We start from the raw sequence: 16,159 nt of genomic DNA, 5'->3' as shown, positions 1-16,159 counted from the left end.
AGGACGCGCCCTGGCTGGCCGAGCTCCCGCGGCCTTCGGGGCATATGGGATATGGGGTAATTGGCAGCCCGACGGTTTCTGGTTCCGTTAGTTCAGGTTCGAGTCCTGGTATCCCAGCCACGGCGGACGCCGCCATCACGGGAGGCACCGACGAAGTCAGAAGGTGCCCGGACGCGGCGGGTTGGCGCTCGGCTCCGTACTGCGGACCGCCGACCGGGTATGGCCGTTCAGGACGGCGACGGCGTACGACGCGCTGGGCCGGCAGACCACGCAGGTCGAACCGGTCTCCGCGACGGCCTCGATCACGACGACGTTCGGCTACGACGTGGCGGGCAACCGGTCGCAGCAGAGGTACGTCGCGGTTGACGAAGTCGACGCCGGTGATCCACTCGCCGTCGGCGTGCACGCGCAGGGTGCCTTGTGTCAGAACAACACCCCGAAGTGGGCGCCCTCGGCGTCGGGCGGGGCGATGAAGTCGCCGTACATGTCGGCGTGTCCGCGGGGTTCGAGGCACAGCAGCTCTCGGAGGTTGTCCACTGCGGGGTTGCCGATGGCGAACATGCGGCGCTCGGTGACGGTGGCTCCCTCGTAGGGGGTGGTTCACATCATGTCGGCTCCGGAGCCGGTGCGCTGCAGGCGCTCGGCGACGCGGTACGCCTCGGCGTAGCAGCCGTGTGTGCCGGCGGTGGCCGAGGTGTAGTCGCCGGCGAAGTCGATCCCGTGCACCGGCCGGCGCAGTGCGTCGAGGACGGACAGCCGGGTCGGGGAGAGCAGGGAGAAGCAGTGCGGCCAGGTCTGACCGTGCACGCCGACGATGTGCCCACGCAGTTCGGGGGCGACGGTGAGGAAATCCTCGACCCAGGTGTTCAGGGCCGACTCGTCGGTGCCGAAGCCCTCCAGGTGGCCTGCGCCGTTCCCGTAGCAGACGTACTGGATCAGGGCGGCGCCCGTGTGTGGATCGTGTCGGGGCCGTCCGGGGGTGGGATTGATGATGGCGTCGAACCGGGTGCCGACGGTGGTGACGAACGCCCAGTCGGCCAGGTGTGGGGATTCCCGGACATCGGCGACGACGGCGAGCGTACGGCTGCCCGGCGTCAGGGCCTTGTCCAGGGCGTCCCGCTTCCAGCCGGGCAGGTCCGGCACGACATCCGGCACCTGGGGCGCCGGCACCGCGACGACCACGTGGCGAGCAGCCACACTCGTGGAGCGGTCCCTGTCGCGGATGCGGACTCGGTAGGTCCCGTCGTCGAGCGGTGCGACCGATTCGACGGTTGTCCCGAGGTGGACGGTGCCTTTCGGCAGTCGTTCGGCCATGCGCAGCGGCAACTGCTGCATGCCGTCCACCGGGAACAGCCGGTTGCGTTTCTCGTGGGCGAGGTAGGAGGCGAAGTAGCGCAGGCCGTACTGGGCGGTGGTCTGCGAGGCCTTGCCGACTGCGCCGCCCTGGACCGCGGTCCGGATGATCCGTGCGACGTCCGGATGCAGACCGGCGAGCCGGTCCTCGACCGAGAGGTCGCCGAGTTCGCCGGAGCGGGACCCGAGCGTCCCCCTGCTGGTGTAGCGCCGGTACTCGTCCATCGCTTCCTCGACGAAGGCGCTGAGTTGTTTCTTTGCTTCGTCGTCCAGCGGAAGGCGGGCGATGAGTTCGGTGTTGTCGGCATCGATCACGGTCCGGCCGTTCACGTGGATGCCGTACGTGTCGGGCTCGAAGGGTTCGGTCCGGATGCCGAGTTCCGCTGCCAGCTTCTCGGCAGGGGTGTCACGGTAGATGAACATGGCGCCGGTGTTGACGGTGAGGCCGCCCACCTCGACGCTGCGGGTGTGTCCACCGACCTCGTCCGCGGCGTCGAAGACACCGACGTCGAGGCCGGATTCCCGGAGCCGATAGGCGGTGGCGATGCCGGCGGCTCCGGCACCGACGATGAGTACGTCGTACATGGTGTGGGCGCCTCTCACTGGGCTTCGGCCGCGGCACGGAGCCGGCCGGCCAGCTCGGGGTCGATGGCGATCCCGTCGCCCGGGGCGGGCCGTTCGAGTGCGGGCAGGTCCACCCCGTAGTCCGCACGCAGCCTGTGCAGATGTGAGGTGATGCGGTCGAGTGAGCCGGGGAAGGCCCGGGGGCTCAGGCACAGCACGAAGAGCCCGATGCCCGGTGGTCGCGAGCCACGATCGAACGGCGGGGCGTTCACTGAGAAGGACCCACCGGCCAGCGTCGCGAGCAGCTCCACCAGCAGGGCGATGTTCCCGCCTCGGTACCCGCCGAAGGGGAGCAGCGCCCCCTTCAGAGCGGCTGATGCGTCGGTGGTCTCGGCTCCGTCGGGCCCTACGGCCCAGCCGGCGGGGATCGATGCGCCGGTGGTGGCGGCCTGCCGCACGTTGACGTAGGCGGTCTGCGACGAGGCCTGGTCGATGACCATCGGGAGATCGTCGGGTCGCGGGAAGGCGTAGGCCATCGGGTTCGTTCCGAGCACCGCTGTGCTGGAGCCACCGAGAGACATGAGAGCCGGGGTGTTCGCGCAGGTCACGGCGATCAGTTCCCGCTCGGCGGCCCGGCGGGCGTAGTAGCCGAGTTCGCCGCACGTGTAGGACCCTCGGATCCAAAGGGCGGCGAGGCCGGCTTGCTCGGTGGCGGCGAACAGTGCCGGGGCGGCCTCCTCGAATGCGACTTGGGCGAGCCCGTCGCACGCGTCGGCGACCACGCAGGACGGCGTCGCGTGGAGGACCTCCGGGGCTGCTCCGGCCGTTGCGGTAGGCGTCGAGGTAATCGAAGAGATGCGCGATGCCGACAGCTCGGATTCCCGCTCGCTCGGCATCCACGATGGCACGGGCCAGGATCTGGGCGGCCCGGAGCTCTTCCCCTGCCCTCTGCAACGCCCGGGTGCACAGCCTGCTGAGCTCGTCCTGGGGGATGGTGATGGTCATGTGGCCTCCGGTGCGTTCTCCACAGCCAGTTTCAGATCGCGCGGCAGATGCGGGCCGCATCAAGCATCGCGGCATGGACATTCCTGCTTGCCACGGCGTCCCCTATGCGGAACAGCTGGAACGTGCCTTCTTCGTTGCGCACCATCGACTGGGGCTTACGGGCCAGCAGTTCGGCCAGGTCGACGGCCCCCAGGTTGGTCGAGGAGTCGAGCAACTCGTCGTAGAGCTCCTGTACGGGATCGGTGCCCATCTCGGCCACGACGGCATGGAAAGTGCGGTGCTCACGGAACTCGCAGCCGTCCACGCCGAGTTCCGCCGCCAGACCCGCCGGAGTCCTGGTGACTCCGTGCAGCCGTCGAAGAACCGTGACCGCGACGCCGTTCTCCGCAAAGGAGTTGAAGTACCCGGACGCTGTGAGCGAGCCGACGTCGGGTGAGAGCGTGCGCTCCGGCGTGACGATCTCGACGGTGGCGCCGCCCCGGACGAGGGCTTCCACCGCGTCGAGTGCCTGGTTGCCGCCGTGGTCGTCGTAGACCATCACATGCCCGTGCAGCCGTCGTGCCCCGGCCAGTACGTCCCAGGTGTCATGGACCAGGCCGGCTCCGGGGACGCGGGGCGCCGCGGGTGTGCCGCCGGTCGCGACGATCACGACATCCCATGGCTGCTCACGCAATGTCCGGGCGTCGACGTAGGTGTTCAACGAGACCGGAACGCCCAGGCGGGTGAGCTCGTCGGTCCGCCAGTCGATGATCCCGCGCAGGTCGCGACGGCGCGGGGCCTTCGAGGCCAGCAGCAGTTGTCCGCCCACCTTGTCGGCGGCCTCGAAGAGGTGCACGTCGTGACCGCGCTCGGCGAGCACGCGGGAGGCTTCGAGACCGGCGGGCCCGGCTCCCACCACCGCCACGCGTCGCGGCGTGCCGACGCGGTCGATGCGCTGGGGAACGTCGAGCTCTCGGCCGGTGGACGGATTGTGCATGCAGAACGCCGCGCCGGAGGCGTAGATGCCGTCGATGCACATGTTGGCTCCGACGCACGGGCGGATCCGGTCCGTGTGCCCGTCGCGGACCTTGTTGGGCAGTTCGGGGTCGGCCATCAGCGCTCGGGTCATGCCGACCAGGTCGAGCAGGCCTTCGGCGACGGCGTACCGCGCGGTGGCGACGTCGCTGATGCGGGCGGCGTGCATGACCGGGACGGAGAGCTTCTGCTTGATGCGCCCCGCGAACTCAAGGTGCGGAGAGGCGGGCGTGGACATCGGCGGGATGGTGCGGGCCAGGGCGGCGTCGGTGCCGATCGAGCCCTTGATCAGGCTGATGAAGTCGATACCGGCCTCGGTGATGTCCTGGGCGATGCGCAGTGCCTCGTCCGTCTCGAGGCCGCCCGCACGCTCTTCGTCGAAGGTCATGCGCGCGCCGATGACGAACTCCGGGCCGACCGCCTCGCGGATGGCGCGGATGACCTGGAGCGGGTAGCGCATGCGGTTTTCGTAGGAGCCGCCGTACTCGTCGTCGCGGTGGTTCCAGAACGGGGTCCAGAACGAGTCCAGGAAGTGGCCCCAGGCCATGAGTTCGATGCCGTCGAGACCCGCGGCCTGACAACGCTGTGCGACGTCGACGAAGTCCTGCCGCACCCGGTCGAGGTCCCACTGCTCAGCGGCCTTGGTGAAGGCGCGGTGTGCGGGCTCGCGGACACTGCTCGCCGAGATCGCCGGGAGCCAGTTGTCGGTGTAGCTGCTGGTGCGGTGACCGAGATGCGTGAGCTGAGTCATCACGGCTGCGCCCTGCTCGTGCACCTCGTCGGCGAGCCGGCGCAGCCACGGCTCCGCCTCGTCCTTCCACAGCTGCAGGTTGCCGAAGGCCGGTGCGCTGTCACGGCTGACGAGAGCGCTGCCGCCGATCATGGTCAACCCGACGCCGCCACGGGCCTTTTCGACATGGTAGGCGCGGTAGCGATCCTTGGGCAGGCCGTCCTCGCTGTAGGCAGGTTCGTGAGACGTGCTGACGATGCGGTTGCGCAGAGTCAGGTTCTTCAGGACGAACGGACTCATCAGGGGGTCGTCGACGGTCACCCCGCACCTCCAAGGATTCGGACGGAAGGACGGGTCAGCGCCCGTGGTGGTGCATGACGTGCTTGGTGCGCGAGTAGTCGTCCAGCGCGTAGATCGACAGATCCCGTCCGTAGCCGGATCCCTTGAACCCGCCCCAGGGGACTTCGCCGGCCAGCACGAGATGGGAGTTGACCCAGACGGTGCCGAAGTCGAGGCGGGCGGCGATGTCGTGGCTGCGGCGGGCGTTCTCGGTCCACACGGACGCCGACAGGCCCAGGGGGACGTCGTTGGCTCGCCTCACCGCCTCCTCCTCGTCGGCGAAGGTCTCGACCGTGACCACGGGGCCGAAGATCTCCTCGCGGGCGACTTCGGCTCCTTCGGGTACGTCGACCAATACGGTCGGGGCCACGAAGTAGCCGGGTCCGTCGAGGGCCCCGCCGCCCGTCGCCACACGCACGCCTTCCTTCGTCGCACGCTCCAAGTACCCGATGACGCGGTCGAAGTGAGCCTTCGAGACCATGGGCCCCACTTCGACTTCCTCGCCGGACGTCGGCTCACCGACGACCAGGGCCCGGACCTCGCCGACGAGTTGCTCGACGAACTGCTCGGCCACCGATTCGTGGACGAGGACGCGGCAGGCGGCCCCGCATTCCTGGCCCGAGTTCCAGAAGCTCGCGACGCGCAGCGACGAGGCGGTGGCCGCGAGGTCGGCGTCCTCGAAGATCACCACTGGGGCCTTGCCGCCGAGTTCGAGGTGGACGCGCTTGAGGGTGTCGGCGGCGGCCCTCGCGACGGCTCGGCCGCTGGCGACCGAACCGGTCAGGGCGATCATGTTCACGTCCGGGTGCTCGGCGAGCCGGGCGCCGGCGTCCGCGCCGTAGCCGTTGACCACGTTCAGCACGCCGGGCGGCAGGAGGTCGGCGACGAGTTCGGCGAACTTCAGGGTGGTCAGCGGGGTCTGCTCGGACGGCTTGATGACCAGGGTGTTGCCTGCGGCGAGGATCGGTGCGATCTTCCAGGCCGCCATGAGCAGCGGGTAGTTCCACGGCGTGATCACGCCGATCACGCCGAGCGGTTCGCGCAGGATGACCGACAGGTGGTTCTCGGCGTAGTCGCCGGCGGCCATGGAGGTGGTCGCGCGCAGCGCACCGGCCATGAATCGGAAGGTGTCGACGGTCATGCCGACGTCGTCCCGGGACACAGCGAGCGGCTTCCCGGTGTTGGCGGACTCCAGCCTGCTCAGGAGGTTGGTGTGCTCGGCCGAGGCCAGCCGGTCGGCGATGGCGTGCAGCACCTCCGAGCGGTCCTTGGGGACCAGCCGTGCCCACTGATCCTTGGCCGCTACGGCGGCGGCGACCGCTCGGTCGATGTCCTCGGCGGTTCCCTCGGGAATCCGGGCGATGACGCTCTCGGTGCTCGGATCGACCACATCGATGACGCGCTCGGTCGATGCCTCGACGAAGGTCCCGTCGACGAAGTGCCGGGCCTGAGGAAGGTCGGCCTCGGTGATCAGGGGCGGCGCGTCGGCCGCGCGGCGGACGGTGGAGGCCGTGAGGTCGGCGGTGCTGGTCATGATCAGTGACTCCTTGAGGGTGGTCGGATGAGATGGCCGGCCAGGGAGCAGCGGAGTTCGAGCGGTTCCGGCGGGGTCGGCGCATTGGTCCGCGCCTCGGCCACGGCGATCGGCCCGCAGCGGTGCCGCTGGGCCGATCGCACTCCCGCGTTCAGAACCGATCGCACTTCCGCGTTCGGATCCGATCGCACTTCCGCGTTCGGAACAGACGCCGTGATAGCCGCAGAACCTCACGGCTGCCGCCGCCCCCTTCGTCAGCGTGCGGCCGACAGTTGGGGAAGGGCCTGGACCAGGGAGGAGATCCGGGCGGTCGTGTCGGCGTCGAGGCCGAGCAGCGGCTCACGGGGGCCGCCGACGGGGAATCCGGCCGCGTCCAGGGCGGCCTTGATGGCCGGGATGAACGGAGCGGACATGATCGCGTCCATCAGCGGGTAGATCCGTGCCCATTCGACCCGCGCGCGTTCGAGGTCGCCGGCGCGCAACGCGCGGTGGATCGAGACGAGTTCGGCCGGCATCACGTTCGCGGTCCCCGCCATGACACCGGCGGCGCCTTCGGTGATCGCCTGCAGCAGAAGGCTGTCCCAGCCGATGAAGGTGGAGATGACGTCACCGTGGCGGTGGATCAGCTGCCCGGCCTGGGCCATGTCGGCGCTGGTGTCCTTGATGTACTGGATGTTGTCGACCTCGCGGGCGAGCCGGCCGACGATGTCGGGCGAGAGGTTGACGCCGGTGGCTCCAGGCAGGTTGTAGAGCATGATCGGAATGTCCACGGCGTCGGCGACGGTGCGCAGGTAGTGCAGCGTCTCGTCGAGTGTGAGCGGCTCGTAGTACGGGGTGACCACCATCAGAACCGAGGCTCCGGCGGCCTGCGCGTGGCGGGACAGTTCGACCGCTTCCTTGGTGCTCAGCGCACCGGTCTGAGCGACGACCGGCACACGTCCGGCCGCCTGGTCGATGACGGTCTCGACCAGGCGGCGTCGTTCCGCCGCGCTCATCGCCGCGAACTCGCCGGTGGATCCACAGGCGACGACGCCGTCGACCCCGCCGTCGATGCTGCGGTCGACCAGGCGGCGCAGTGCCTTCTCGTCGATCTCCCCGTCCGATGCGAACGGTGTGGCCAGTGCGGTCAGGACACCGCTCAACTGTGACGACATTCTTGATTCTCCTCAGGTGAAGCTGCGAAGTACGAGTAGGGAGGCGGACTTACGGGGCTACCGGGGTCAAGTCGCGCCGTGCGGTCTGCCGTTCGGTGGCCAGCAGGCTCTGGGCTTCCTGCGCTGCGGACAGGCCGGTCTGGATCGCGGTCTCGGTGTAGAGGGTGCCGAGGTAGTCACCGGCCAGGAGGACACGGCCGGTGCGGCGGGTCAGCGTCTGCTGGAGCTTCCCGCGGCCGGGGAAGCAGTACGGTGCGCCGGTGGGCCAGCGTTGGACCTCGGCCTCGACGACGTTGCCGGCGAAGCCGGGCAGCACCTGGTCCAGGTCGTCGAGGTAGATCTGCCGGATCTTGTCGTCGTCGTGCTGCAGCAGTTCGCGCGCCAGGCTGCCCGGCGAGAAGGTCATGACGCTGCTGCCGGGCCGGCGCTCCTGCTCGTACCCGTGCACGACGTTCGACATGTTCAGCGCGACGGCGAAGGACCGCTTCGGCGTCGCGATGCCGTAGGCGTCGTCCCACACCTGGCGCTCGGTCTCGTTGCTGAGGAACGCCGCGCTTACGTAGGGGCCGTAGACGATCTTCGACAGGGCCTCGCGGACGTAGGGGTCGAGATCGACCGCGATGCGGTGGCTGACGGTCGCGGGGGTGGCCAGGACCACGCAGCGCGCCTCGACCTCCTGCTCGATGCCGTCCTGCCGGTAACGGACGACGACGGAGCCGTTCTTCTGGACGATCTCGTCGACGGTCGCGTTCAGCCGCACCCGGGCCGACAGGGCCGCGGCGATGCCTTCGGTGAGCGTGGACGGGCCGCCGAGGATGCTCTGCGAGAGACCGCCGCCGATGTTCCAGACCAGGCTGAAGTAGCCGACGCCGGCGCCGGCCGCGAGCTGGTCGATGTCGGCGGCGGAGCGGGTCACGGTGGGCTTGAACAGGGCTTCGGCGTCCTCGGGCAGGTCACCGATGAAGTCCTTGAAGGAACGGTCGTTCATGAAGTCGTAGATCCGCTGCTGGTGTTGGGCAGTGGTCTCGCCCTTGCGCCGTTGCACGATCCGGGCGTAGCGAGCGACCTGCACGGCGACCTTGGCGCCGGTCTTGATCATGCCGACCCGCGCCGACATAGGCATCGGGATGCGGAACGGGTAGCTCTCCACGCGGCCCTTGAGCAGCAGCTTGCCGTTCATCGACAGTCCGGCCAGTGAGCCCGGGACCGGTACCGCGTCGACGCCGGTGCTGTTCAGCAGCCACGACGTCGCGGAGTTTCCGCCGGCGTAGACGTGCCCGCCCCAGTTGAGCCAGTACGGACCGCGGCGCTCCGACCGGATGCGGCCGCCGATCCGTCCCTCCGACTCGAGCAGGAGCGTGTCCCAGTGCCGAAGTCGCCAGCCCGCAGCCAGTCCTGCGATGCCGCCTCCCACGATCACTACGTCTTTCATCAGTACCCTCCTGCAAGTTCTACGGGTGAAGATTTCGGCTGCTGGAAAAGGTCGCCGCGCGTTGCTCCGTGGACATGCCGGCCGATACGGCAGCCAGGACCGCGCTGCCGGCGCCGCCCCCGGGCCCCCACGGGTGGTGGGGGCCCGGCCGCACGGTCAGACGCCCGCGGGGCGGCCCGTTGCTTCGATCCGGGCGGTCCGCGGTGTCAGAGCGGCGGACTCGTGCAGAGCCATGCCGCGTGTCTCCGGTGCCCAGAAGACGGAGACGACGGCGCCGACGCCGTTGATGACGGCGGCCGCGATCATGGTGCCGCCGACGCCCCAATCGGTCAGGGCCATGGGGACGAGGTAGGTGCCGACGGCGGCGCCGATACGGCTGGCCGAGGAGGCCAGGCCGACGGCGGAGCCGCGTACCTCCGTCGGGAACAACTCGTTCGGGTAGATCCACTGCAGGATCTGGGTGCCGCCGATGATGACCGCGTACAGGGCGAACAGGGTCATGATCACGCCCGAGGGGGCGTCGGGGAAGATGCCCAGCAACAGCAGGGCCAGACCCGACCACACGAAGCTGTGGATGACCAGCGGACGCCGGCCCATACGGTTCACGCCGAACAGGGCGATCACACAGCCGATGAGGAACATGACGGTGATCATGGCCTCGCCGATGTTGGCGAGCCCGCCCTTCAGTTGGAGCGCGTCCAGGATCTTCGGGCCGAAGGCGTAGATGGCGAAGAGCGGGACGATGGAACAGGTCCAGAAGACGGTGATGTAGAGCATCCGTCCGCCGTAGCCGGACCGCAGGATCGCCTTGATGTCGACGTTCTCACGCTCCTCCGCCTCGTCCGGCAGGTCGGCGATCGTCACGTCGGGGCCGTAGACCCGCTCCAGGACGGCGTTGGCCTCGTCGGTGCGGCCCTTGTTGGCCAGCCAGCGCGGGGACTCGGGCGTGCCGTGGCGCAGCAGCACGATGACCGTGGCGGGCAGCGCGGCGCTGGCGAGCATCCACCGCCAGCCGTCGGCGCCGGTCTGCAGCAGTATCTCGCCGACGATGTACGCCACGGCGGCGCCGACGAACCACATGACGACCAGGCCGCCGAGGAGCGGACCTCGGTAGCGGCGCGGTGTGAACTCGGCCAGCAGCGAGGTGGCGATGGGGTAGTCCGCACCGACCGCCATGCCGATGAGCAGCCGCAGGATGAACAGCCACACCGGGTCGGCGGCCCAGAACTGCGCGACCGAGCAGACGATGATGGCGATCAGGTCGATGGTGTAGAGCAGCTGCCGTCCGAACTTGTCGGTCAGCCAGCCGCCCACGAACGCGCCGAGGAAGATGCCGATGAGCGCGGACGCGCCGATGAGGCCCTCGGCGGAGTCGGACAGGTGCAGTTGCGGCGAGATCTGCACCATGGCGACGCCGATGATGCTCAGGACATAGCCGTCGAGGAACGGGCCACCGGAGGAGTACAGGGCCAGTTTCTTGTGGAAGCGCGACAGTGGCGCGTCATCCAGTTTATTTCCTGCGGGATCGGTCATCTCAGCCTCCGGGAGCGGTGACCGGACCTGCCCGTACAAGGGTAGGTCCGGGCCAGATCGGGGTTGATGTGCGGTTCGATATCGCGAGTACTGCCCGGCGAACGGGGTCGGCGGGGGCCGGCTGATCGAGGCGAACTCGCGGTTTCTCGGGGACGCCGGTGGCGTGGCCACCAGATGGCAACGAAGTATGTGAAGGCCGGGAGCGGCCAACAATGCCCGCGCCGCGCTCAGGAGACCGGGGGTATCTCTGAGTCATAAGTTCGACTACGGTTGTCGGCATGGCCGGCCGTCCCCGCAATTCCGTGGTCCTCACCGAGGACGAACGGGCCACCCTGCTGATGTGGACCCGCAGCCGCACCTGCTCCCAGGCCCGGGCCCAGCGTGCGCAGATCGTGCTGGCCTGCGAGGACGAGCCCACCAACACAGCTGTGGCCGGGCGCCTCGGTATCTCCCGCGACATGGTCGGCAAGTGGCGGGCCCGCTTCCTCGCCGACCGGCTGGACGGCCTGGACGAACAGTCCCGTCCCGGGAGGCCTCCCACGGCCGACGACGACACGGTGGCGCATGTCCTGGTCCGCACGCTCACCCCACCGCCGCCCGGTGCCAGGCAGGCCTGGTCGACCCGTTCGATGGCGGCCGAGACCGGCCTGAGCCAGAGCACGGTGAACCGCATCTGGCGCACCTACGGCATCCGGCCGGGGATGCGCGCGACGGCCGGGCCGCGCCGGGCGTGGTCCCTGCCCGACCACGCCGAGGAGGTGGTCGGCCTTTTCCTGGCCCCACCGATGTGCGTGCTTGCGGTGACGGTGCGGGCAGGAGGGCCGAGGCGCGTCCGCGACTCCGCGGCGACCGACATCAGTCGGCTGTTCGGCCAGGACCGGGAGGCACCCCACGTCCTCGCCGTGGCCGGCGCCTTCGCGGCGCTTCGGGGCAACCACCGCACGGAGGCCGCGCCTTGGGCGGACCACCCGGCCCTGCGCGCGTTTCTGCAGCAGGTCAGCTCGGCGGCGGGCACCGGAGCGACCGTGCACCTGCTCGAGCACGGCGTACCGGCGGACGGCTGCACCGCCCTCGAGCGGCACGAACCGGTCCTGCCCGCCCGCGTGCGCCGGCATCGCGCCCCGAACTCTGAGGCTTGGACCGACGAGGCCCGGCGTCTCCTCGCCGCCGATGCGCCAGTTCCCCGTGACGCGGGACCCGACCCGCACCGGCTTCGGGACGCGCTGCTGACCTGGTCGACCACATGGACGCCGTCCGCGACGGCCTTCACACGGGTCGCCGCGCCGCGTCCGTCGTACGACCGCCCGGCCATCTGCGGCCCTGAAAATGACTCGAAGGTCCTGGACGGGAGCGCAGTCGGCGATACGGCCATGCCGACGGCGACCCAGATCACCTCTCCCGACGCTGCGCCCGGCGCTCCCCTCACCACCGATCCGGTCGTGGGTCTGCTGCGCGAAGCCGTCCTCGCCGGTGGCCACCGGCCCGGCGACCGCGTGCGGGAGGCACCGCTCGCGGTCCGTCTGGGCCTCTCCCGGCGGGTCGTTCGCGCGGGGCTGCGCGCGCTGGCTGAGGAGGGCATGCTCGAGCTGCTCCCCGGGGGGGCGACCGCGGTCCCCGCCGTCACGGCGAAGGACGTGCTCGATCTCTACGCTCTGCGCGCCAGCCTCGGTGCCCTGCTCATGCGCCGTATCGCGATGCTCGGCCCCCACCGCCTCGGCCCGGCCTCAGCGGCCCTGGCGGAGGTCCGGGCCGCCGCCCGGGACAACGATCATCTCCGCATACGGGAAGACGACTTGAGGTACCAGGACGCTCTCGCCCGTATCGCGGACCTTCCGCAGGCCGCCCAGACCTTCGAGCGCCTGACGGCCCGCCTGCGCATGTTCGTCGCGGTCCTGGACATGGACTACAGCCAGGCCTGTGACACCATCAGGGACGAGGACGCCGCGGTCCACGACGCGCTGTGCAACGCGGACGGGAACGAGGCGGCGCGGCTTTGGCGGGTCAAGATCGAACGCTGTGTCCGCTACATGATCGCCCAGCTCCCCGAGGACGACGTCGCCCCGTACCTGTGGACCACCTTGGCGGGCAGGCCCCGCATGCGCCCCGGGGAACCACGGGGCGTCGCGCACTGACCTCTCGACGAGCCGGAGACCGGCTCCGCCGGCGTCTCAGATGGCCTCGCGAATGGCCCGTTCGAAGCCTTCGACGTGGCTGCGGGCGAGCTGTGCCGCCCGGTCGGGGTCACCGCCGACGATCGCCTCGATCAGCGGTCCGTGCTCTCCGACGTGGCCGGCCATGTCGGACAGCCGGTCGACGAACAGGCACCAGATGCGGGTGGCCAGGTTGTCGTGGCGGACGAGGGTGTCCTCCAGGTATGGGTTGTGCGTGGCGGCGTAGATGGCGCGGTGGACCTGAAGGTCCAGGCGCATGAGCCCGGCGGCGTCCTGCCCGGAGGAACCGGCACCCTCCAGTTCCCGCCCCAGAGCCGTCAGGCTCGCGCGGTCCGTGGCCGTGGCGCGCCGCGCGGCCTGCGCTGCGGCCAGGGGCTCCAGCTCCTGGCGGACCTCGGAGATGTGGGCGAGGTCGGTGATGTTGACGTCGGTGGCGAAGGTGCCGCGGCGGGGGTAGGTCGTGATCAGGCGCTCGTACTGGAGGCGCTTGAGCGCCTCGCGCACCGGCGTCCGTCCGACGCCGAGGGACTGCCCCAGCTGCTCTTCGTTGATCGGCGCGCCGGGGCGGATCTCGAGCATGACGAGCCGGTCGCGGATGGCGCGGTAAGCACGCTCGGCGAGGGACAGTTCCTCGACCTCGCCCATGGGGTCGGTCGCCACCTGTTGCATGAAAAGCCCCCTTGACCTGTCCGGCGAGCTTCTATACCGTACCGCACAGGCTGATATATCAGTTGCTCATTAGTCGCTCATTAGCTGGCTCTCAGGATGGTGCACAGATGGCAACGAACCCGTCGATCACCACGGTCGCCTCTCCTCTCTCCCTCCCGCTCAGCAGGCTCGACCCGGACGTCGCCGCCGCCGTCGACGCCGAGCTGCACCGCCAGCAGTCCACCCTCGAGATGATCGCCTCGGAGAACTTCGCCCCGGCCGCCGTCATGGAGGCCCAGGGCTCGGTCCTGACCAACAAGTACGCCGAGGGCTACCCGGGCCGCCGCTACTACGGCGGCTGCGAACACGTCGACGTCATCGAGCAGTTGGCCATCACCCGGGTGAAGGAACTGTTCGGTGCCGAGGCCGCGAACGTGCAGCCGCACTCGGGCGCGCAGGCCAACGCCGCCGCGATGTTCGCGCTGCTGGAGCCCGGCGACACGATCCTCGGCCTCGACCTGGCGCACGGTGGGCACCTGACCCACGGCATGCGCCTCAACTACTCCGGCAAGCTGTACAACGTCGTGCCGTACCACGTGCGCGAGTCGGACATGCGTATCGACGTGGACGAGGTCGAGCAGCTCGCTCTCGCCCACCGGCCCAAGATGATCGTCGCCGGCTGGTCGGCCTACCCCCGCCGGCTGGACTTCGCCGCCTTCCGCCGCATCGCCGACGAGGTGGGCGCGTATCTGATGGTGGACATGGCGCACTTCGCCGGTCTGGTGGCCGCAGGCCTGCACCCGAGCCCGGTGCCGTACGCCGATGTCGTGACCACCACTACGCACAAGACCCTCGGCGGCCCGCGCGGCGGTGTGATCCTCAGCCGTGCCGACCTGGCCAAGAAGATCAACTCCGCGGTCTTCCCGGGCCAGCAGGGCGGCCCGCTGGAGCACGTGATCGCTGCGAAGGCCGTCTCCTTCAAGGTCGCCGCCTCCGACGACTTCAAGGAGCGCCAGCAGCGCACCCTGGACGGCGCCCGCATCCTCGCCGGACGGCTGCTGGCCGACGACGTGGCCGAGGCCGGGATCACCGTGCTGACCGGCGGCACCGAAGTCCACCTGGTCCTCGTCGACCTGCGGGGCTCCGCGCTCGACGGGCGGCAGGCCGAGGACCGGCTGCACCGCATCGGAATCACCGTCAACCGCAACGCGGTGCCGTTCGACCCCCGCCCGCCGATGGTCTCCTCGGGGCTGCGGATCGGCACCCCCGCCCTGGCCACCCGCGGCTTCGGCGAGACGGAGTTCCGGGAGGTCGCCGACATCATTGCCCAGGCCCTGAAGGACGAGCGGCTCGGCGACGAGCGGGCGGGCCTGCTGCGTGACCGGGTCGAGAAGCTCGCCGACGCGTTCCCCCTCTATCCCCACTTGCCCCACCTGCCCCACGCGAACGGAGACGCGGCATGACCACCGAGCCGCTGCCGGAGCATCCGGACTTCCTCTGGCGCAACCCCGAGCCGCGCTCCTCGTACGACGTCGTCATCGTCGGCGCGGGAGGCCACGGCCTGGCCACCGCCTACTACCTCGCCAAGAACCACGGCATCACCAACGTCGCCGTCCTGGAGAAGGGCTGGCTGGCGGGTGGCAACATGGCCCGCAACACCACGATCATCCGCTCCAACTACCTCTGGGACGAGAGCGCGGCGATCTACGAATACGCACTCAAGCTGTGGGAGCGGCTCCCCGAGGAACTGGACTACGATTTCCTGTTCAGCCAGCGCGGCGTCCTCAACCTCGCACACACCCTCCAGGACGTCCGCGAGGGCGTGCGCCGCGTCAACGCCAACCGCCTCAACGGAGTCGACGCCGAGTGGCTGGAGCCGGACGAGGTCGCCGAGGTCTGCCCCATCCTCAACGTCTCGCCCCGCACCCGCTATCCGGTCCTCGGCGGCACCTTCCAACCGCGGGCCGGCATCGCCAAGCACGACCACGTCGCCTGGGCGCTGGCCCGCCGGGCCGACGAGATGGGCGTGGACCTGATCCAGGGCTGCGAGGTCACCGGCTTCCTCAAGGACGGCGACCGGGTCGTGGGCGTCGAGACCAGCCGCGGCCGCATCCACGCCGGCCGGGTCGGCCTCGCGTCCGCCGGGCACAGCAGTGTGCTGGCCGAGCGGGCGGGCGTACGGCTGCCGGTACAGTCACACCCACTCCAGGCGCTGGTCTCCGAGCTGCACGAGCCGGTGCATCCGACGGTCGTCATGTCGAATCACGTGCACGTGTACGTCTCCCAGGCCCACAAGGGCGAGCTGGTGATGGGGGCGGGCGTCGACGCGTACAACGGTTATGGGCAGCGTGGCTCCTTCCACGTGATCGAGCAGCAGATGGCCGCCGCCGTCGAGCTGTTCCCGATCTTCGCCCGCGCGCATGTGCTGCGGACCTGGGGCGGCATCGTCGACGTCAGCCCGGACGCCTCCCCGATCGTCGGCAGCACGCCCGTGGAGAACCTCTACGTCAACTGCGGCTGGGGCACCGGCGGATTCAAGGCCACCCCGGCCGCCGGCTGGACCTTCGCGCACACCATCGCCACGGGCGAACCACATCCGCTGAACGCCCCCTTCGCCCTCGAACGCTTCGCGACGGGCGCCTTGATCGACGAACACGGCGCGGCAGCCGTGGCCCACTGAGG

Annotated in this window: 13 protein-coding genes and 1 tRNA gene; 4 read left to right on the top strand and 10 right to left on the bottom strand. The window is 69.8% G+C overall.

Translation table 11 applies throughout. The features are described 5' to 3' along the window. Positions 1 to 45: 45 nt before the first annotated feature. Positions 46 to 120: transfer RNA gene (locus tag ACZ7M2_RS49235), tRNA-Gln, on the top strand. Positions 121 to 156: 36 nt separating this feature from the next. On the opposite strand, the gene ACZ7M2_RS49230 is transcribed toward ACZ7M2_RS49235, so the two are convergent. The 9 genes from ACZ7M2_RS49230 to ACZ7M2_RS49190 all read right to left on the bottom strand — a co-directional run bounded on the left by ACZ7M2_RS49230 (position 157) and on the right by ACZ7M2_RS49190 (position 10,658). Beyond that, positions 157 to 306 (bottom strand): hypothetical protein, encoded by a 150-nt coding sequence (locus ACZ7M2_RS49230; protein WP_471600847.1) that lies wholly within the window; start codon positions 304 to 306, stop codon positions 157 to 159. A 117-nt stretch (positions 307 to 423) separates the two neighbouring features. Next, positions 424 to 561: a proline racemase family protein gene (locus ACZ7M2_RS49225; RefSeq protein WP_471600846.1), complete on the bottom strand. Its 138-nt coding sequence runs from the start codon at positions 559 to 561 to the stop codon at positions 424 to 426. Positions 562 to 600: 39 nt separating this feature from the next. Then, entirely contained in the window at positions 601 to 1,938 is a 1,338-nt protein-coding gene (locus ACZ7M2_RS49220) for a flavin monoamine oxidase family protein (RefSeq protein ID WP_471600845.1), read from the bottom strand. A 14-nt stretch (positions 1,939 to 1,952) separates the two neighbouring features. Beyond that, positions 1,953 to 2,813: an Ldh family oxidoreductase gene (locus ACZ7M2_RS49215; protein ID WP_471600844.1), complete on the bottom strand. Its 861-nt coding sequence runs from the start codon at positions 2,811 to 2,813 to the stop codon at positions 1,953 to 1,955. Between the two features lie 140 nt (positions 2,814 to 2,953). Next, the gene (locus ACZ7M2_RS49210) at positions 2,954 to 4,987 is read right to left on the bottom strand and encodes an oxidoreductase (protein WP_471600843.1); all 2,034 of its coding nucleotides are present in this window, start codon (positions 4,985 to 4,987) and stop codon (positions 2,954 to 2,956) included. A gap of 34 nt (positions 4,988 to 5,021) precedes the next feature. Then, complete coding sequence (locus tag ACZ7M2_RS49205) at positions 5,022 to 6,539, bottom strand: aldehyde dehydrogenase family protein (RefSeq protein WP_471600842.1); 1,518 nt, start codon at positions 6,537 to 6,539, stop codon at positions 5,022 to 5,024. Positions 6,540 to 6,793: 254 nt separating this feature from the next. Then, entirely contained in the window at positions 6,794 to 7,693 is a 900-nt protein-coding gene (gene dapA / locus ACZ7M2_RS49200) for a 4-hydroxy-tetrahydrodipicolinate synthase (RefSeq protein WP_471600841.1), read from the bottom strand. 49 nt (positions 7,694 to 7,742) lie between these two features. Beyond that, positions 7,743 to 9,125, bottom strand: coding sequence for an NAD(P)/FAD-dependent oxidoreductase (locus ACZ7M2_RS49195; RefSeq protein WP_471600840.1), 1,383 nt, complete (start codon positions 9,123 to 9,125; stop codon positions 7,743 to 7,745). Positions 9,126 to 9,281: 156 nt separating this feature from the next. Continuing rightward, a complete protein-coding gene (locus ACZ7M2_RS49190) occupies positions 9,282 to 10,658 on the bottom strand; it encodes an MFS transporter (RefSeq protein ID WP_471600839.1) in 1,377 nt (458 codons plus the stop codon). A 278-nt stretch (positions 10,659 to 10,936) separates the two neighbouring features. Here ACZ7M2_RS49190 and ACZ7M2_RS49185 point away from each other — a divergent pair, with 278 nt between their 5' ends. After that, positions 10,937 to 12,790 carry a helix-turn-helix domain-containing protein gene (locus ACZ7M2_RS49185; RefSeq protein WP_471600838.1) on the top strand — a complete coding sequence of 618 codons (1,854 nt, stop codon included), beginning with the start codon at positions 10,937 to 10,939 and terminating at the stop codon, positions 12,788 to 12,790. 36 nt (positions 12,791 to 12,826) lie between these two features. Here ACZ7M2_RS49185 and ACZ7M2_RS49180 read toward each other — a convergent pair whose 3' ends face one another. Next, complete coding sequence (locus tag ACZ7M2_RS49180) at positions 12,827 to 13,498, bottom strand: GntR family transcriptional regulator (protein WP_470060132.1); 672 nt, start codon at positions 13,496 to 13,498, stop codon at positions 12,827 to 12,829. A 107-nt stretch (positions 13,499 to 13,605) separates the two neighbouring features. Between ACZ7M2_RS49180 and glyA the strand changes: the two genes are divergently transcribed. Continuing rightward, positions 13,606 to 14,940, top strand: coding sequence for a serine hydroxymethyltransferase (glyA, locus tag ACZ7M2_RS49175; RefSeq protein WP_471600837.1), 1,335 nt, complete (start codon positions 13,606 to 13,608; stop codon positions 14,938 to 14,940). Then, positions 14,937 to 16,157, top strand: coding sequence for a sarcosine oxidase subunit beta family protein (locus ACZ7M2_RS49170; protein WP_471600836.1), 1,221 nt, complete (start codon positions 14,937 to 14,939; stop codon positions 16,155 to 16,157). Before glyA ends, ACZ7M2_RS49170 begins: the two co-directional genes overlap by 4 nt. The last annotated feature ends 2 nt before the right edge of the window (positions 16,158 to 16,159 follow it).

This window comes from Streptomyces sp. NPDC111507, assembly GCF_055638955.1.
Note: the sequence above shows the minus strand (reverse complement) of the source record. Positions and strands in the feature narration are given on the sequence as shown.